Below are 18,092 nucleotides of genomic sequence, written 5' to 3' on the forward strand. Positions count from 1 at the left end.
CCGTCTTTGTGGCGGCCTCTCCCGCGTTTATACGAGGAATTCCGATTATGTGCGAAACGTTGCCCCCGTTTCGTGCGGGCAATACGTCATTGCCTCGCCTGATGAAGGGTGTTCGTCAGATCGTTTGCTCCACGTGCCAGACAAAGGCGCGTAAGCCTAACTGAGGCGAGCGGGCGTCGATAGCCCTCAGCGCTTCAAGCAGCGGAGCGACCCTGTCGTCGTCGACCACCGAGAGGATAGCCGAATTCATGGCCGGCCACGCGTGCGATCCCAAGTGCGGCTCACCCTTGTCCGATCCTCGCCCCTGTACTTGTTCGATGCGTGTATACCCCCGGCAGTTGAGGTGGTTGAGTACGGCCATGATCTGCTCGAAATGCGCCTGATCGAATGTTATCAATACCGATTTCATACGTTATCTTGTTTGCTTGGTTTTAATAATCCGGTCTTTTTGCTCCTGATAGTATGCGTCTAACTCACGTGATTTGCGTAATTTGCGCCGTTGGCGTTTTATTCCCACACCGGCAAACGAGCAGTAAAGCACGGGCACGAGCAACAGCGTAAGCAAGGTAGAGACCGTCAGCCCGCCGATTACGGCGACCCCCATCGGGCGCCACATCTCGGAGCCTTGTCCGGAGCCGATGGCCATCGGAAGCATCCCGAGAATCGTCGTCATGGTCGTCATCAGTACGGGGCGCAAGCGGCTTTTCCCCGAAGTGATCACTGAGGTAATGACCGACAATCCGCGCTCGCGGCACAGGATAATGTAATCGATGAGCACGATCCCGTTCTTCACCACGATCCCGATCAGCATAATCGCTCCCAGGAGGCTCATCACGCTCAGCGTGGTACGCGTCAGGAATAAGGCCATCAGTACGCCGCTCACCGCGAAAGGTACGGAAAACATGATGATGAACGGGTAGGTGAGTGATTCGAATTGCGCCGCCATTACGATAAACACAAGTAGAATGATTATCACAGCCAGAATTCCGAGATCGGTAAACGCTTCCGCCTGTTCTTCGAACGTGCCGGCCGCCTGCACTTTAATGTTGGGCGGAATCTCCATGCCATTGATGATCTTTTTCCCTTCAGCTACCACGGTACCGAGTGCCGCTCCGGAAGGGATGGCCGAGACGGTGACGATACGCTCGCGGTCTTTGCGTTCGATGGCCGGCGGTGCAAAACGTTCAACCACCGTGCCGACATCGCGAACGCGTACGGCGTGCCCCTGATTATTATAGAGAAGAATGTTCTCAATGTCGTCCAGATTGGTGCGGAATTCGGGAGCGTAGCGTACCACGATGTTGGATTCATCGCCGTCTTCGCGGTAACGCGAAGCGATGGAGCCGTAGATGCGGTTACGCAGGATGGTACCGGCTGTGGAGAGGTTGAGTCCGTGCATGGCCAACTTTTCGCGGTCAAAATCTACCTGATATTCGGGTAAGTAGTCCCCGCGGCTGATGTTAACTTCGGACACTCCGTTTACCTTGAGCAGTTTTTCTTTCAGCTCCGCGGCGATGCGGTCGGTCGTAGCCAGATCGTAGCCGTAAATCTCGAAGTCGGCCGTCGACTGTCCGCCCATACCTCCATTTTGACCGCCGGGAACGATGCTTATTTTCGTAAATTCGGGATAGGCCTTCAGGTCTTCACGCATGTCGTCAGCGATTTCAGCCATCGACCGCTCACGGTTTTCGGCATTCGACAAGCTGATACTGAACGAAAGAATATGCGATCCGTTATCTCGCATCGAAGCGAACGTATTGTCCGAGTCGGCCTGCCCCACGGAATAGCTGCATACCTGTATCTCGGGGTATTTCTTTCGCCATTCTTCCGACAGTTTCGCTCCCAGCTCGCGGGCTACCTCTTTACGCGTGCCTACGGGCAACTCGAACGAGGTAGTGATGTAGCCGTTGTCCTGCATCGGGAAAAACTCCGAATGAATTTGCCCCGCGAAGATCATACTGAGCGCGAAAAAAGCGACGCACGACAGAACCATCGTTTTACGGTGACGTACCGCCCATCCCAGCATCCGGGCATACTGCACATCGAGCTTATCGAGTACCCGCTGTATGGGATGATAAAGCGTACGGAACAGTTTCGACGGTTTCTTTTGCAGACGTAATAACCGCGAGCAGAGCATCGGTGTGAGCGTTAACGCCGCTACGGTCGATATGACCATGATCGTACACATCATCCAACCCAGCTGTTTGAATAATACCCCGGTCATACCCGTGACCATTGTCAATGGGAAGAATACGGCGATCATTGTGAGCGTAGAAGCAATGACGGAGATGGCTACCTCGTTCGTTCCGTGAACAGCCGCCTGATTGGGCGCCGAGCCTCGCTCAATATGCGTCGTGACGTTTTCGAGCACCACGATGGCGTCGTCTACCACCATTCCGATGGCGATGGAGAGCGACGAAAGCGAGATGATGTTGATCGAGTTACCGGTAATGGCGAGATAGACAAACGACGCGATCAACGAGAACGGAATGGCTACGGAGATGATCAGCGTCGCGCGCCAGCGTCCTAAGAACAGAAAGATGACGAGCACCACGAAGAGCAGTGCGAATAATACCGTTTCCGTAAGGCTTTGGATTGTCTGGAGAATGTTTTCGGACGAGTCCCAGATGATGCCTAACTTTACATCCGAAGGCAAGTTCTTTTGCAGTTCGGGTAGCTTCTCCAATATCTTACGGGCAATGTCGACGGTGTTGGCGCCGGACTGCTTCTGCACAATAATCATTCCTCCGCGTTTGTCGTTGGCGAACGATTCCTGTGCGCGCTCCTCTACCGTGTCGATAACTCGTGCCACATCGCGCAAGTAAACATTGGCGCCATTGCGCGATCCGACTACAATATTTTCTATCTGGCTGGCATCTTTAAACTCGCCCTCGACACGCAACGCATACGTTTCGTTTCCGATATCGAAGCTTCCTCCCGGTATGCTTCGGTTTTCTGCTCCGATGGCTGCGCTGATCGTCTCAATGGTCAGATGATAGGCTTCTAACTTGTTCGGATCACAATAGACTTGTATCTCACGCTTGGGTGCACCCGAAACAGACACTGTACCCACGCCCGGGATACGCGCCAGCGGATTGGAAAGACCGTCGTCAAGGATTTTGTGAAGCGCCGGCTGGCTCTCCTCGGCTTGTACCGACAGGATAAGAATCGGGATCATGTCCGAACTGAACTTGAAGATCACCGGCGTTTCCACGTTGTCGGGCAGGCTTGAACTGATCATGTCAAGTTTGTCACGCACGTCGTTCGTCAGTTCGTTAATATCGTGACCGTATTCGAACTGCATTTGGATAAGCGACATATTCTCCGACGATCGGGAGGTGATATGCTTCAGGTTTCCAATCGTATTCAGAACACTTTCCAGCGGACGCGAGACGTTATTTTCAATATCCGACGCACTGGCGCCGGGATAAGCCGTCATCACCATGATCGTGTTCGTCTCAATGTCGGGGTACAGATCGACCGGCAATCGCGACAGGGAGAATAATCCGAAAATCACGATCGCTATAAAGCAAAGAAAAGTCATTATCGGCCTTTTGACCGCTCCTTCGTATAGACTCATAATAATTGTTTTTTGGGGTGCCGACCGGAGGATGTCTTTTCCTGCGCCGGCGTATTAATTAATCGTTTACTGCACGACCTCCACCCGGACGCTGTCTTTGATGGACGACTGATATTGTCCGCTGATCACGACGCGGGCATCATGGTCGATACCTGATACTATTTCATATTCGTCGTTCATGCGTCGTCCGAGTTGAACGACCCGTCGGTAAACGACGCCGTCTTGATAGACATAGACGTACCTCTCGCCCGAACCGGCTTGTTTGATGATCGCCTTGTCGGGGATAATGACATGATCGGCCGTGCCGAAGTTAAGCGTTACGCGGGCAAACATTCCGGGACGCACGCGCATGTCGCGGTTGTCGAGCCGTATTTCAACGACAAACGTGCGAGTGGTCGGGTCGATGGTCGGATAGAGCAGATTTACTTTTCCTTCAAACTCTTCTTCTCCGTACACATCGAATTTCACGCTGACAGTCGAGTTTTTGGCTATCCGTGTGAAATAACTCTCCGAAACGTTGATCAGAAGTTTGACGGGCATGATCTGCTCGACGGTCACCACCGGCGTTCCTCCGCCATACATGTCGCCACTGTCGTAATTGCGAGCCGTTACCACGCCGCTGATCGGACTTACGAGTGCCGTATTTTCGAGCATATTCTTGTATGACGTTTGACGCATCTCCAATGTCATTTTCGAGGCTTCCCACTCCGATTTGGAGACGCCGCCGATTTTATACAATTCGTCGATGCGCGTGAATTCCGTCGCCTGATTATCTAATTGCAGTTTCAATTGCTTCAGACCGGAAGCATCCATCTGTACCAGCTTCTGCCCTTTGCCGACGCGGTCGCCCACTTCGACGTATATTTTCTCGATGCGCACAGGCGAAGAAGGGGCGATATGGTTGGTTGCGTATGCCTGTACCGTTGCCGTATATTCCTGAACCTGATCGACCGGCCGTGTCGTAACCGAAGCGAGTTTCACTTTCGGCTTTTCGTCTTTTATCTCCTGTGTTTTGCTGCCTCCGGAGCAGGCGCTCAGCAGTCCTGTAAGGCAAAGGGCTGCTAATTGGTATCTCTTTCTCATTGATATCTTCTTTTTCATTGACATCTATCGTTTTATATTTTTACTTGATTTCTGTTTCTTTTCCCAATATCAGGTCGAGGTCTGTTTTAGCTACCAGATAGTTGTAGATCGACTGCGTGTAGGTCAACTGCGATTGCATCAGCGCCACTTCCGAATCGTTCAATTCAAGGATCGTGCCTTTACCTACATCGTATCGCTTCTGAGCGATACTGCGGCCTTTCATCGCCTGATTCACATTTTCCTTGTTTGAGGCGAGCTGCTCGACCGACTGCTGCATGTTGTTCAGATAGCTTTTAGCCTGCATATTCAGGTTTCTGCGAAGATTCGTCCGGTTCCAGTTCATCTGATTCAGTTGAATCTTTGTCTGTTTCATTTTGTAGAGCCGCCGACCGCCGGTATAGAGTGGAACGGATACAGTGATTCCGACGGAGCTGTAGGGATTCCATCGGTAATTACGGAACCTGAAATCTTCGTTCATTGCCGTCCATTGATAGATGGCCGAGAGCGACACGTTCGGCAGGAAAGCAGCTTTGTCCATCTCGCAGGTTTTTTTCAGCATCTCGGTTTGCAAATCCATTTGTTTGAGCGAAGAATTGAAGGCCAACTGTGCGGTATCGATATGCATATAGTCGGCATACAGATCCACTTCGTAATCCGATAGTTTGCCCAATACGACGATGTTGGAACCCGCATCGACCCCCATCAATACCTTTAACTGGAGATTAGTCAATGTTACGGCATTCCGTGCTTGAATAAGGTTAGGATTGAGGTTGCGTACCTGTACCTCGGCACGTATCTTGTCGTATTCGGACACGAGTCCCTGCCTGAACTTATTGGTCACATTCTCCAGATTATCCTGTGCCTGCTTGTAACTTTGTTTTAATACTTCATACGAATCTTGCGCCAGCAGGAGCTGGAAGTAAGCTTTCGATACTTGATTTACCATGTCCAACTTAGAGGCTCGTGCTTTTTCGGCGGCCAACTCCACATCAATGGCCGAAAGTTGAATGGATTTATACAGGGTAGGGGCGAACACGGGCAGCGAAAGGTTAAATCCACCGGACCAGTTGTTGCTCAATCCTACTTCAATACCTTCGTTCGATCTTCCACCACTGCCGCCTTTGGGAAGTTGCGGCATATCCATGCCTAATTTCTCGTAGAGAGGTTTTGTTAGCCCGACGATCGGTTCCAGCAGCATGGCAGCGAATCCTCCGCCATCGTCATCGCCTCCGCCCATATACATTACCTGCTTCTTAAGAGTGCGCGTATAGCCTGCCGATCCGGACAGCTGAGGAAATAACTGCGCAATCATCTCCTTGCGAGCATATTGTTTCTTTTCGATCTCCTGTCCGGCAACCCTGACCGTAGGATTTTCGGCCAGTGCGATTTCTATCGCTTGCTCGAGCTTGATCTTCAGGGTATCGGTATGCTGCTGTGAAAAACTGTTCTGTGCGTTTGCCGGAAATCCCAATCCTCCGATCCACAACCACAGAAGAATATATTTCATATTTCTTATCATCATATTTCGTGTTTAATAATAACGATTGATCCTATAAATATAAGGTGCAAAAGTAGTGGGTCTGTTATGGATGGAAAAGGGATAATCTGTTAGAAAATTAGTCAATATCGAATATTTGGAAAGCGAATGACGGAAAAGTGGAAAAAATATGGGTGAAAAAAGAAAATATGGAAAAAAAGTAGTATCTTCGCTTCCGTTTACTAAAAAAAGAGCGGATGCCTCGTATCTTTGAAGATACCGTAAGAAGGTTGGGGAACATTGTCGTTTCGTCCGATGTTTTCCAAAATGATATTCTGGTCATGCATTATGATCACGATTATGCCACTCGCAATGATCGGGCGGGGCGAATTTACCAGCACTATCTGAGAGCTCCTTCACGCATGAATGCGTTGCTTTTTATCGGGGTTACAAGCGGTAGCATGGAGCTACAGGTCGATTATGTGAATTACAGCATATCGGATTACGGGCTCATGGTTATACTCCCGACACATATTACGCAAATGAAACGCATCAGCCCAGATCTGAAAGTATGGCTTCTGATGATTTCGACGTCGTATTTGGATACACTCTCACAATCGAAAGAAAAACATCCGTCGACGTTGATTTCGTATATGCAGCTAAAAAAACATCCGCTGAAACAGTTCGATTCTGAAAGATTTCAGCAGATTGGAAAGAGTTTGGACTTTCTTTGTGAGAAAATCAGACAACCTGCGCACTTTTTCTATCAAGGCTTGGTCAATATGGCATTACATCTGTTCCTGATGGATTTGGGAGACATTTATCTGGATAAACAAAAAACGTTGCATCCCCCCACATTGAGCCGCAAAGAAGAACTGTTTGCCGATTTTTTGGATTTGCTCTCCACGCATTGTAAGGAACAACATGAGGTTTCGTTTTATGCGAATAAACTTTGTATCACTTCACAGTATCTTTCGTTAGTGTTGAAGGAGCAGAGCGGCAAGTCGGCCAGCCGGTGGATTCAAGATGCCTTGATGCTCGAGGCGAAAATCTTGCTTAAAGCACCCCGGGCAAGTGTACAGCAAGTGGCGGACGAACTGTATTTTCCTGATCAGTCTACCTTTGGAAAATTTTTCAAAAAACATGAGGGGCTTTCGCCCATCGCTTTTCGCAGACAGGGAGTCCCTCTTTTTAAGGATAAAATCTAAAAGGCTCTGTACATAACGGGTGAACGGCTTCGCTTCCTGCGGAATGCAAACTCGGTCATATACGTTTGCATGCTTGCTCCCTCACCTTCATTCTTAGCGCCTTGCATTTCACCTATGCTTACATATCTAAAGAGGGTGTGCCCAAACATTGCGTTTTGACACACCTTCTTACACAGATTTACTCTCTTTGTTTTTTAAAGATCAAAGAAAAAGAAAGCGACTGCTGCCCATTCTTTTTTTACTCCCGAAGCCCGGCCGATGCTTGAATTGTTCTTGTTGCGCACCGTACCGTCAGACTCGATCTTACCGATCTGTGCGTTGTTTCCGTCACGTACTGTGCCGTCGGACTCGACCTTCCCGACCTTTGAGTTGCTGGCATTACGAATCGTCCCATCCGATTCAATTTTACCGATTTGTGCATTGTTACGGTCGCGGATGGTCCCGTTCGATTCGATCTTACCCACCTGCGAATTGCTTTTGTTGCGAATCACGCCGTCGGAGCTGATGCTGCCAATCTGCTGATTACTGTTTCCGCGCAACGTCTGCGCACTGGTTTGTTGCGGCATTGCAATCCATGCCATCAGGCACGCCGCAAGGATGTACATCATTTTTTTCATGTCTTTTTACTTTTACATTGAAGATATTCATTACTCTGCTAAATTGTTTGATGCTCGTTTATCCGTCTCTTTTTTATGTTAATGAGCACGTAAACAAATCACCAATATTCAACGATGCAAAGTTACACAGAGGAAGAGATGCAGGCAATAAGTAAATTACTCAATTTTGTGTGAGTAATTTACTCATTTTTTACCATCATCAGTTGTCTGAAATAATACTTCTTTTGAAATTAATCATCTGATATATTGGACTTAACCAGCTCGTTCAATGATCAGTAAATTGCCACTTTAAGGTGTTGGAGGACGAGAATAAAACTTTTTGTTTAGGTATATAAGTATAAAAAGACTGCCTCATAGCCCAATGTGGGTGAGGCAGCTTTTTCCTTTTCCAAATATTTACCGGAATGTTTTATTGTTCTTTAAATAGTTGTCTTTTTTATTTGGCCACCCGTTCAAGCCATTTGACCATAGAGAACATTGCAACCATCGACAGTAAACAGACTAAGACAAAAACACTCCATGTCAGAGAGATTGATATTCTTTCATACATCATAGCACCAAAGAAAAGAGAGAAATTACCTATAGCGGTTGCTCCTAACCAACATCCTTGCATTAATCCTTGTAAATGAACTGGGGAAACCTTTGATACGAAGGATAGTCCGAGTGGGGAAATAAATAATTCTGCCACTGTTAAAATGAAATATGTGGCAAAAAGCAACCATGGTGTTACACGTTGTGCATCAGAAAGTGTTCCTTGTTCTTGTACTTCTTTAAGTGTTGGTAATCCTATAGATCCTACGACCATGAGTAGAAATGCAACGGCTGCAATACCCATACCAATACCGATTTTCTTCGGGGTAGACGGTTCTTTTCCTCTTTTTGCAAGCATCGAAAAGAATGCTATAATAATAGGTGTTAAGAATACGACAACGAAAGGATTAATTGATTGGAAAATTTCTACTGAAAGTTGTAAACTTCCAATCTTAAGGTATGTATAGTCTTTTGCAAATAATGTAAGAGTCAAACCATTTTGATGGAACGAGAACCAGAAGAAAATTACAACACCAAACACAGCAAAGAGAGCCAAAATTCGTTGTTTAATTTCTTTCGCATCTTGCTTAATTTCTTCTTTGGAAATAGTATGTGCCGTATCTGTTTTTACTTTTGGGACAGGACTGGGGAACGTTCGTTTATAGAAGAGGAAGATTACGAGCGAAACTAACATTGCGAATACTGCTACCAAGTAAGCATAGTGAAAACCCGTGTTGAAAGCATCCAAGTAACTTGTCGCAAATTCTGAAAGATTAGTTGGTGTAACACCATCGGATACTTTTGTTGCTAATTCTGAAAACTGACCACTGGAAACTTCAGGAGACATCTTTCCATCTATAAACTGATAGCACAGTTCAGGTAGACTTGGGTGGTAAGCATATCCCTGCATTTTTACGAAAGTATTTCGTACCCACATGGCTAAAAAAGGAGCAAACATAGCACCAACATTAATAAACATGTAAAATATCTGAAAACCGGCATCACGTTTAGAACGATACTGATCGTTATCATACATCTGTCCGACAAGCGCTTGCAAATTTCCTTTAAATAGGCCGTTACCAAAAGCAATGATTAGCAATGCTCCTAATGCGATGTATTTGGTGGTAATGAGCGAAGGCATAGCCAACAAGAAATAGCCAAGCGACATAACAATAATTCCGGCAATAATCGTTCCCTTGTAGTTGCGTATTTTGTCGGCAATTAATCCGCCAACTAAAGCTAATATATATATAGCCCCATAAAAAAATGAATATATACTTGCGGCTTCAGTTCCTGATAAATTAAATTTCGACATTAAGAATAATGTCAGAATAGCCATCATGGTATAAAATCCAAAACGTTCGCCCATGTTGGAGAGGGCTGCAGGAACAAGTCCTTTAGGGTGATCTTTAAAAATCATAATTAATTACTTTAAATATAGTTATACATTGTATATTGTTTAATTCAGTTGACTTTATTGAATAATCTGTTTAATTGCTCCGGTTTCGGGATAGAAAAAGACTTTGACAGGGGCTTTCTTGTCTTCAAACATCACCGGAGCCAGCCCTTCGCGGGTACCGAACTGTACAATTTGTACCTCTCCCCGATAGAGTTTCTTCGTACCCGTTTCAATCTCGACATGTGCCTTGCCCGGCACGTTATATACAATACCTTTCAGCATTTTTTCTTTCTTTTCGGCTTCTTTTGGGTCAAGTTCCGGAGCACGTTCTGTGGCATGCAGACTCAAATAGACGGGTTGTCCGCCCAAATCGTCGGCATCTAAGAGGCCAAGTTTTTCCGAAAAACGGAATAACACCTCTTTATTGAGGTCGTCCTGTGGGACGATGCGTACTTCATGAAAAGTCGTTTTACGCTGCCTGCGACCGATAAAGAGTGTCGTCAGTGCCTGCTCCTGATCGGTAAGTTGTTGCAGCACAAGTTTCATGGCTTCACCGTCGGGGGGCATGTTATCGGCCTCTCCCGAAACAATATCCATCTTGCTTTCGCGCAGCCGGTAGATTTGTTTGGCAGCTACTTCGGCCTGTCGTGTTACGGAGCCGGCCATGAGCAATTCTTCGGTCATTACGGCAGTTACGTCGGTTGTTTCTGCTGTTTGCGCTTCGTGCTTCGTATTTTTCAGATTCGCTTCGGCCGGGGTATAGTCAGCGTTGATCGAGCACATCAGGCCGTCTTCGGTCAGATAGACGTACGGCGCAACAGTTTTCGATTTGAATTCGATCGTATAGGTATTTTCTTCGTCGGGAACGCCTTTATTCTCTAAATAGATTTTTCCCAATTCATAATATACATGGTCGTTCGTCACGGCGTCTTTTACCCCCAGATATTTTTCTGCGTATTTATAGTAGGGGCCAGCCTTACAAGTTACTTTCGTTACTTCAGCGGTTACGATAAGCGACGTTTTGGGGAGAGCGTAGGTCACTCCGTATCCGTTGCTTTTCATGGCCACCTTTTTCTCGACCCGCGTCTGCGATATTGCAACAAACGATCCGAGCAACATGCTGGCAACTATTATATTGATTCTCATTTTTTGTTCTTTTTTTGAAAATAATCGCACAAATCTATGTAATATTTTCCGTTCCTGCAAAATTGTATGTACTTTTGTCCCGTTATCAAATGAATGTTTATAATGGAAAATTCTCCTACATCGAATGAAATACAAGTAGAAATTACGGACGATATGGCGCAGGGTACGTATGCCAATTTGGCTATCGTGGCACATTCGTCGTCCGAGTTTATTCTCGACTTCATCCAGATTATGCCGGGTGCTCCTAAGGCGAAGGTTAAAAGCCGGATTATCCTTACCCCCGACAATGCACAGCGTTTGCTTTATGCCTTGCAGGATAACATCCGCAAGTTTGAAGAGCAACAGCAAAACGGGGGAGGCACGAACACGGACGCATTCAGCAACCTCATTCCGCCAATCGGTACGCCGGGGCAGGCCTAAGCGGGGGAGTGTAAGCCATCCAGCATCCGTTTGAGTACGGTTTGTGCCGAAATCTCGCGGTTGGCTGCTTGTGGAATAACAAGACTCTGCGGACTTTCAATCACTTCGTCGGTTACAATCAAATTACGGCGCACAGGCAGACAGTGCATGAAAAATGCCTGATTGGTCAGTGCCATTTTTTCGGTATCGACCGTCCATGAACGATCGGTACTGAGCACCTCTCCGTAATGCGGGTCTTTGTATGCCGCCCAGTTTTTAGCGTAGATAAAATCGGCTCCTTCAAAAGCCTTGCGCTGGTTATGTTCTACGCGGGCAGTCCCGACAAATTGCGGATCTAATTCGTATCCTTCGGGATGCGTAATGACGAGTTCGTATCCGACGGCATTTATCCATTCGGCAAAGCTATTGGGCACGGCCTGCGGCAATGCGCGCGGATGCGGCGTCCAAGTCAGCACGATTTTCGGACGTTCTGTACGTTTATATTCTTCAATCGTGATCAGGTCGGCAAAACTTTGTAAAGGATGGCGCGTGGCCGCTTCCATGCTGAAGACCGGTCGGCCGGAGTAGCGAATAAACTGCTGAAGAATTTTTTCGCTGTAGTCGTCTTCCTTATTTTCAAAACGCGCAAACGAGCGTACCCCGATGATGTCGCAATAACACCCCATAACGGGAATGGCTTCCAGCAAATGCTCGCTTTTGTCACCATCCATTACTACTCCCCGTTCGGTTTCCAGCCGCCACGCTCCCTGATTGACATCGAGCACGATAACGTTCATACCCAAATTAGTAGCAGCCTTCTGTGTACTTAGTCGAGTACGCAGGCTATTATTGAAAAAAATAAGCAATGCCGTCTTGTTTCTGCCCACTTCTTGATATTGAAAACGGTTCTTCTTAAGCTCCAAGGCTTCTTTTACCGCTTGACGTACATCGCCGATATCTTCGACTCTCGTAAAATTCATTTTGATTCGCGTTTTTATTGTTTTACTGTTTGCTTGCTCTGCAAAGATAGATTATTTCCGATTGACACCTACATTATATATACGATTAATTTTGATTTGTTACTTATAAGTTTTGTTTTTGTGGTAATAAAAAATGGGGCATCTGATGGGGGGCACTACTACTAAAACGATGCATTAGTACCGGTACTAACGGGGTATTAGTAACAGCACTCATGCCTTCCGACCGGGAAATACAGACCGGTATTAAGAGAGCATCGAAAAATGGATGTGATAATAAGGATTTATAAATGAGCTGTTTTTTTCCAAACAACCTGATGCGATGGTTTATTGAGAATTTTTTATTGCACTTATTTAACAAAATAAATTTGCATATAAAATATGGTTGTTATTGATTTGTAATCAGTATTAAAGATGCTTTTTTATTCGAATGTCACAGGACTTGTATCAGACAACAGATAAGATATCAAGTTCATTATTGGAATGACCGGTAACGGTTGAAAAGATAGAGTTGATTTAATTGCTTAAGAATAAACATATCATGAATAGATGGTTAATATACTTAATGACCTCTTATGGGGCATCTTTTTTCATTTCGTCTTCTGGATTTGCTCAGCAGCAACCTGTCCTAATCGATACGGCGTATATGGAGTGTACCTACAAAACATCGTATTATTTAGATACCATCAAGTTTGAAAAAGGAATAATGATGGGAGGTGAATTTATCCTTTTGGTTGGACCGAAAACATCGAAGTATTATGAGAAGGTGACGGACAAGTACGAACGAATACAGTCTGATCCTGAGATTAAGGCTGCGTACAATAAAGAAATGGAATTAGTGTTTGAAAAAGCCAGAGCAAACGGAGGTTTTCTGGAAAAACCTATTTTGAGCAGAGTAGATGCCTTAGTCATTTATACGAATTATCCTGAAGGGAAACGTACTGTACAGGATGCGGCTTTCCTCGACTATTATATCTACGAAGATGATCTGGAACCTCAGCAATGGACGATGGTGCCCGATTCCGTGAAAACGATACTCGACTATTCGTGTCGAAAAGCCGTCTGTACGTATCGCGGCCGGGCCTATGAGGCGTGGTACTGTCCCGATATACCGGTGAGCCTTGGCCCGTGGAAGTTCTCCGGTCTGCCGGGACTGATTATGAGCGTACGCGACACCAAAGGGCATTACACATTCGATATATTGGGATTGGAGAAGAGTAATAATCCGATTGAATATATCGAATACATTACCCGCAAATACACTCGCACCGACCGAATCACTTTCCTTCGTAACCATGCCAAAAGCGCACAGATCGGAATCGTAAAGTATTTGCAGGCTAATGCTCCTGCTTCGACCACGAACAATAGCGGGACAAATGATAACGGTTTGACAAGTCAATTCGTCGGAGGAACAGCAAAATACGACTTATTGGAAAGGGATTATAAAAAAATAGATAAGCCAAAAGGCTTTAATAAGGATGACATGTGAAAATTTGATTATCACTACTATGGGTGGATTTTTGATAGATGAGATTTTCAAGCGGTTTGTTATGATATGCCTGTTTTTTTCCGCAGTCTATTCTTCTATGCAAGCGCAGATAGAAGAGATTTCGGGTGTAGTCAAGAGTGGATTGGGGACGTTGTCGGGCGTGGTGATCACCGTAACCACAGAGGACGAGAACAATGTACTGATGTATACCATCACCGATCAGGCCGGTCATTTTACCCTGAAAAACGTAGATATGACGAAAGGAAAGTTCGTCTGTGCCCGACTGATGGGGTTTGAAACTCAAAAAATCCCGCTGATGGCGGACAAAATCGATTATATGTTTCTACTGAAGGAAGTTCCCGTGGAGCTGAAAGAAGTACTTATCAAAGCCGCTCCGGTGTCCGGCTCCGGTGACACGACACGTTACCTTACTTCTTCATTCGCGCAAAAAAACGACCTCACGTTGGGAGATGTGTTGAAGCGAATGCCCGGATTTACGGTTTTCGATGACGGAAGAATCAAATACAACGGAAAGGAAATCAGTGATTTTTATATCGAAGGCTCTGATATCATGAGTTCAAAATATTCCATAGCTGTCAACAGCCTGCGGCATGATGACGTAGGTAGCGTTGAAGCAATCGAAAATCATCAACCGATCAAATTGTTTGAAGATTTGTTATTCTCGAATAAGACGGCCGTTAATATTACGCTCAAAGAAAAGGCTAAAAACAGATGGGCCGGAATGATACATGCGGGTGCCGGCCTCCCACGACAATGGGACATGGATGCGAACATAATGCGTTTTGCTAGGAAGATCAAAATGTTAAGCACCTACAAAGGGAACAATACGGGTAATAACGTTTCTTCGATGGCTTTGCCTGCTCTGTCATTGGAGAAGGAAGAGGAAGACGCGCGTCAGATCATTGTTCCGCAAAGTGTGCGGAATCCTTATCTTGAAGAACGCAAGACGCTCTTTAATCGATCCCATCTGCTGAGTTTAAACGGTCAAGTGTTAGTGGGGAAATCGTTTGCGCTTACGCCTCAGCTTGACTTGAACCGTTCGACTTTCGAGAATACAATCGAGGAAGAACGGCACTACTTCCTCGAAAACGGCCGGACACTTCATATTGCCGAACGCGAAAGCGGAACGCTTCGGGAGTATGGAATATCCCCGACACTCCGTCTGGAAGCTAACACTCGCAAGATGTACTTTCTCAACATTCTGTCCTCCAGCATTAAATGGCAGGCGAGCGATCTGTCCGTTACCGGGACATATCCGAACGAAGTAAACAAGCGGATGGATTACACGTATGTCCGCAATTTCTTGAATTTGCTGTATCGAAGAGGACGGAAAGTGATCGGCATTCAGTCGGAGAATCGCTGGAGTCGCCGTCCTCAGCATATTGACATCCTGCAAAGCGATACATCGATACACGAACACATAGAAACTTTCGCTTTTTACTCACAGGCCTCTACGACCCAATCGTTAGCCTTCGGCATCGCCACGCTGTCAATCGAAGAAGGGTATCGTTTTTCACGACATCTGCTGCAAAGCCATCTCGAAGGACTGAGGGGTTTCAGTTCGTCCCAACCGGTAGAGAACGATTTCGATTACCGGCATACCCAATTGTATGCCAGTCCTTCGCTCTCTCTCCGGCGTCGAGTATGGAGTGCCACATTATCCGTCCCTTTAAGCTACCAACACACAGTCTATGAAGACTGTCTCGCCGGACAATCGTATCGCAGAAATAAATGGCTGTGGTCGCCCTCGGTATCGACCGTGTGGGCTCCCAACAATCATTGGTCTGTATCGCTCAATGGCGGATGGAAAAGATTGCCGGATCGCAGTGAACATTTTTATACCTCGCCTTTGATGTCTGCCTACCCATATTTGCAAACGGGAACGACCGGTTTTCTGAATGCCGAAACGGCACACGCGGGTGCGATGATACGGTACAAAAACATCCTGCAAGGACTGTTCGGAAACATACATATTAACCGTCAGTGGACGCATCATGACCTGATGGTTACACAAGATTTCGGGAGCACTTATATTGTGACGGGATTCGTACAAAATCCTTATACTGTTCGGTCAGATCATGTATTAGGAAGCATGAGTTATATGATCAATGCCATTCGAGGTGGACTTACCCTCAAAGGACTCTTTTCTACATTCGATTCCCGCTTTATGCAAAACGGTCAACCAAAACAGGCGACTACATCGATGCGACAGCTCTCTCTTCAGGTTTATTCATCGCCTTCCGACCTTCTGAATATCGATTATACGTGTACATACTCGGAGCATGCTCATCGCCTGAAGGAAGAGGCTCGACGGAGCACCCATACGCTGCATCAGAAACTCTCGCTCACGGTGATCCCAACCGAAAAACTGAATTTCGTGGTAATCGGGAACCATTACTATCATACGCTGGGAAGTGAAAACAAACACTTCTGGCTGCTCGATGCAAACGTCAATTACCGGCTTTCGTCTCTCTGGAGCTTCCGGCTGGCGGCCCAAAACGTGTTCGATCAGCGCGAGTTTACTTTTTTGTCTTATACCGATATGATGTCGCTCAAACGCACATACCGCATTCGACCGGCATCCATTGTTTTCTCTGTCATTACTTCGCTTTGAATGGTTAATGCGATTTTAACCTAAGCTGCTAAGATATTATGTGATTTCGGGATAAACCTTTTTATTTTCACTCATACCCATTTTTCTTCCATCGCTATTTTTACGAGTGCCATTGAATTTTTCGCACCCAGTTTCTGGATCAGGTTCTTGCGATAGGTCTTGATGGTTTCGACACTGAGAAACATCCTGTCGGCAATCTGCTGATTGGTATAGCCGTCCACGATGTGCCGCAGTAGCTCCTGCTCGCGGGCGGTGAGCCAGATAGGTTGGTTGCTGCGCTTCTTCATGAGCAGGTCGATCTCGTGGCTCAGAAACATTTCGCCGGCCATAACGGACTCGATGCCGCACACCACCTCTTCCGAAAGGGCGTTCTTCAGGATATAACCCGACGCTCCGGCGGCGATGGCGCGGTTGACTATCGTAAATTCATGGTAGGAGGTGAGCATCAGAATTTTCATGGCAGGACGGGCAACGTGCATTTCGGCGCAGAAGTCGATGCCGCTCCCGTCGGGCATGTTGATGTCGAGCAGCAGTATGTCGGGGTGTTCGGCGGCACAGGCGCGGCGGCTTTCGGCAATCGTATGGGAGACCCCCGTTACTTGTGCGACACCGGACTCGTTGATGGCCGTCTCCAGCCCCTCGACGAGCATTCTATGGTCGTCTGTAATGTGTACGCGTATCATTTCAATTCGATCTCAATGGTTATCTCCGAGCCTCTGTCGAGTTCGGAGTAGATGTTTATTTTTCCGTTGTACATCGAGATGCGGTTGCGCATGTTGATGAATCCGGCACCGCAGCGAACGGTTTTCGGGTCGAAGCCTGTGCCGTCGTCGCGCACGGTCAGCGAAATCAGCTTTTCATCGACCGTCAGTTGCACGTCGATACGGGTGGCGGAAGCATGCTTCACCGCATTATTGATCAGTTCGTAGGCACAGCGATAGAGGAGCACTTCGAGGCGGCTGTCGAGGCGCGGATTTTCACCGAAGAACTGGAAGTTTACTTCGGGAATGGAACGGCAGAAATCTTCGAGCGACGTTTTGATGCCGTACCGCATCAGCGACTCGGGCATCATGTTGTGTGCCACTCGCCGCAACTCTACGATAAACTGATTGAGCATACTCATCGCATTGGCAAACCGATTGCGATCGGTCTCGCTTATCGTGGGAGGCAGTTGGATGTTACCCAGATTCAGCTTGATGACCGACAGCATTCCTCCCAGACCGTCGTGCAGGTCCTGCGACAGACGCGAGCGTTCGGCATTCTCGCCTTCGAGCACCGAGAGGGTCGCCACCAATTGCTTCTCCTGCTCCAGCTGCTTGATCTGCTGCTCGGCAAAACGGCGTTTCTGCACGTTGAGGCGATGGCGGTAGAAAAGCAATCCGAAAGCAAGCAAAAGGATCAACAGTCCCGCAACGCTCAGGACGATATACCATCTCTTCTCCTTTTCAAGCGATTCGATCCGGGCTTGTTTCTTCTCGGTCTCGTACTTGATTTCCATATCTGCCATGGTTTGATGGAATCCTTTCACATCATGCTTTCTTACAAACTCGG

14 protein-coding genes are annotated in these 18,092 nt (G+C 46.8%); 4 read left to right on the forward strand and 10 right to left on the reverse strand.

Going from position 1 to position 18,092, the window contains the following annotated elements; all coding sequences use genetic code 11:
* Positions 1–115: 115 nt before the first annotated feature.
* The 4 genes from ACTTKA_RS08625 to ACTTKA_RS08640 all read right to left on the reverse strand — a co-directional run bounded on the left by ACTTKA_RS08625 (position 116) and on the right by ACTTKA_RS08640 (position 6,170).
* The gene (locus ACTTKA_RS08625; RefSeq protein ID WP_014225912.1) at positions 116–409 is read right to left on the reverse strand and encodes a PG0541 family transporter-associated protein; all 294 of its coding nucleotides are present in this window, start codon (positions 407–409) and stop codon (positions 116–118) included.
* 3 nt (positions 410–412) lie between these two features.
* A complete protein-coding gene (locus ACTTKA_RS08630) occupies positions 413–3,580 on the reverse strand; it encodes an efflux RND transporter permease subunit (protein ID WP_442724720.1) in 3,168 nt (1,055 codons plus the stop codon).
* Positions 3,581–3,646: 66 nt separating this feature from the next.
* Entirely contained in the window at positions 3,647–4,663 is a 1,017-nt protein-coding gene (locus tag ACTTKA_RS08635; protein ID WP_442724721.1) for an efflux RND transporter periplasmic adaptor subunit, read from the reverse strand.
* 40 nt (positions 4,664–4,703) lie between these two features.
* Positions 4,704–6,170 carry a TolC family protein gene (locus ACTTKA_RS08640; RefSeq protein WP_442724722.1) on the reverse strand — a complete coding sequence of 489 codons (1,467 nt, stop codon included), beginning with the start codon at positions 6,168–6,170 and terminating at the stop codon, positions 4,704–4,706.
* Between the two features lie 227 nt (positions 6,171–6,397).
* Here ACTTKA_RS08640 and ACTTKA_RS08645 point away from each other — a divergent pair, with 227 nt between their 5' ends.
* Positions 6,398–7,348 (forward strand): helix-turn-helix domain-containing protein, encoded by a 951-nt coding sequence (locus tag ACTTKA_RS08645; RefSeq protein WP_442724723.1) that lies wholly within the window; start codon positions 6,398–6,400, stop codon positions 7,346–7,348.
* 194 nt (positions 7,349–7,542) lie between these two features.
* On the opposite strand, the gene ACTTKA_RS08650 is transcribed toward ACTTKA_RS08645, so the two are convergent.
* From ACTTKA_RS08650 to ACTTKA_RS08660, 3 genes are all read right to left on the reverse strand, one after another.
* On the reverse strand, positions 7,543–7,965 hold the full coding sequence (locus ACTTKA_RS08650; RefSeq protein WP_074452191.1) for a 5-fold beta-flower protein: 423 nt from the start codon (positions 7,963–7,965) through the stop codon (positions 7,543–7,545).
* Between the two features lie 436 nt (positions 7,966–8,401).
* Positions 8,402–9,913, reverse strand: a complete 1,512-nt coding sequence (locus tag ACTTKA_RS08655) for a peptide MFS transporter (RefSeq protein WP_097559512.1) — start codon at positions 9,911–9,913, stop codon at positions 8,402–8,404.
* 57 nt (positions 9,914–9,970) lie between these two features.
* Positions 9,971–11,041 carry a DUF4831 family protein gene (locus tag ACTTKA_RS08660; RefSeq protein ID WP_442724724.1) on the reverse strand — a complete coding sequence of 357 codons (1,071 nt, stop codon included), beginning with the start codon at positions 11,039–11,041 and terminating at the stop codon, positions 9,971–9,973.
* A gap of 102 nt (positions 11,042–11,143) precedes the next feature.
* On the opposite strand from ACTTKA_RS08660, the gene ACTTKA_RS08665 reads away from it, so the two are divergent.
* Positions 11,144–11,461 (forward strand): DUF3467 domain-containing protein, encoded by a 318-nt coding sequence (locus tag ACTTKA_RS08665; RefSeq protein WP_315287531.1) that lies wholly within the window; start codon positions 11,144–11,146, stop codon positions 11,459–11,461.
* On the opposite strand, the gene ACTTKA_RS08670 is transcribed toward ACTTKA_RS08665, so the two are convergent.
* Positions 11,458–12,420 carry an N-acetylornithine carbamoyltransferase gene (locus ACTTKA_RS08670; protein WP_442724725.1) on the reverse strand — a complete coding sequence of 321 codons (963 nt, stop codon included), beginning with the start codon at positions 12,418–12,420 and terminating at the stop codon, positions 11,458–11,460. The genes ACTTKA_RS08665 and ACTTKA_RS08670 overlap by 4 nt on opposite strands.
* A gap of 538 nt (positions 12,421–12,958) precedes the next feature.
* Here ACTTKA_RS08670 and ACTTKA_RS08675 point away from each other — a divergent pair.
* Together ACTTKA_RS08675 and ACTTKA_RS08680 are read left to right on the forward strand one after the other, a co-directional pair.
* Positions 12,959–13,906 carry a GLPGLI family protein gene (locus ACTTKA_RS08675; protein WP_442714610.1) on the forward strand — a complete coding sequence of 316 codons (948 nt, stop codon included), beginning with the start codon at positions 12,959–12,961 and terminating at the stop codon, positions 13,904–13,906.
* A gap of 97 nt (positions 13,907–14,003) precedes the next feature.
* Entirely contained in the window at positions 14,004–16,541 is a 2,538-nt protein-coding gene (locus ACTTKA_RS08680) for a hypothetical protein (protein WP_442724726.1), read from the forward strand.
* A 71-nt stretch (positions 16,542–16,612) separates the two neighbouring features.
* On the opposite strand, the gene ACTTKA_RS08685 is transcribed toward ACTTKA_RS08680, so the two are convergent.
* Complete coding sequence (locus tag ACTTKA_RS08685) at positions 16,613–17,224, reverse strand: response regulator (protein ID WP_442714608.1); 612 nt, start codon at positions 17,222–17,224, stop codon at positions 16,613–16,615.
* Positions 17,221–18,092: sensor histidine kinase (locus ACTTKA_RS08690; protein WP_442724727.1), on the reverse strand; the 872-nt coding region annotated here is incomplete at its 5' end. The genes ACTTKA_RS08685 and ACTTKA_RS08690, both read right to left, overlap by 4 nt.

It is taken from the genome of Tannerella sp., assembly GCF_052170195.1.
GTDB lineage: Bacteria > Bacteroidota > Bacteroidia > Bacteroidales > Tannerellaceae > Tannerella.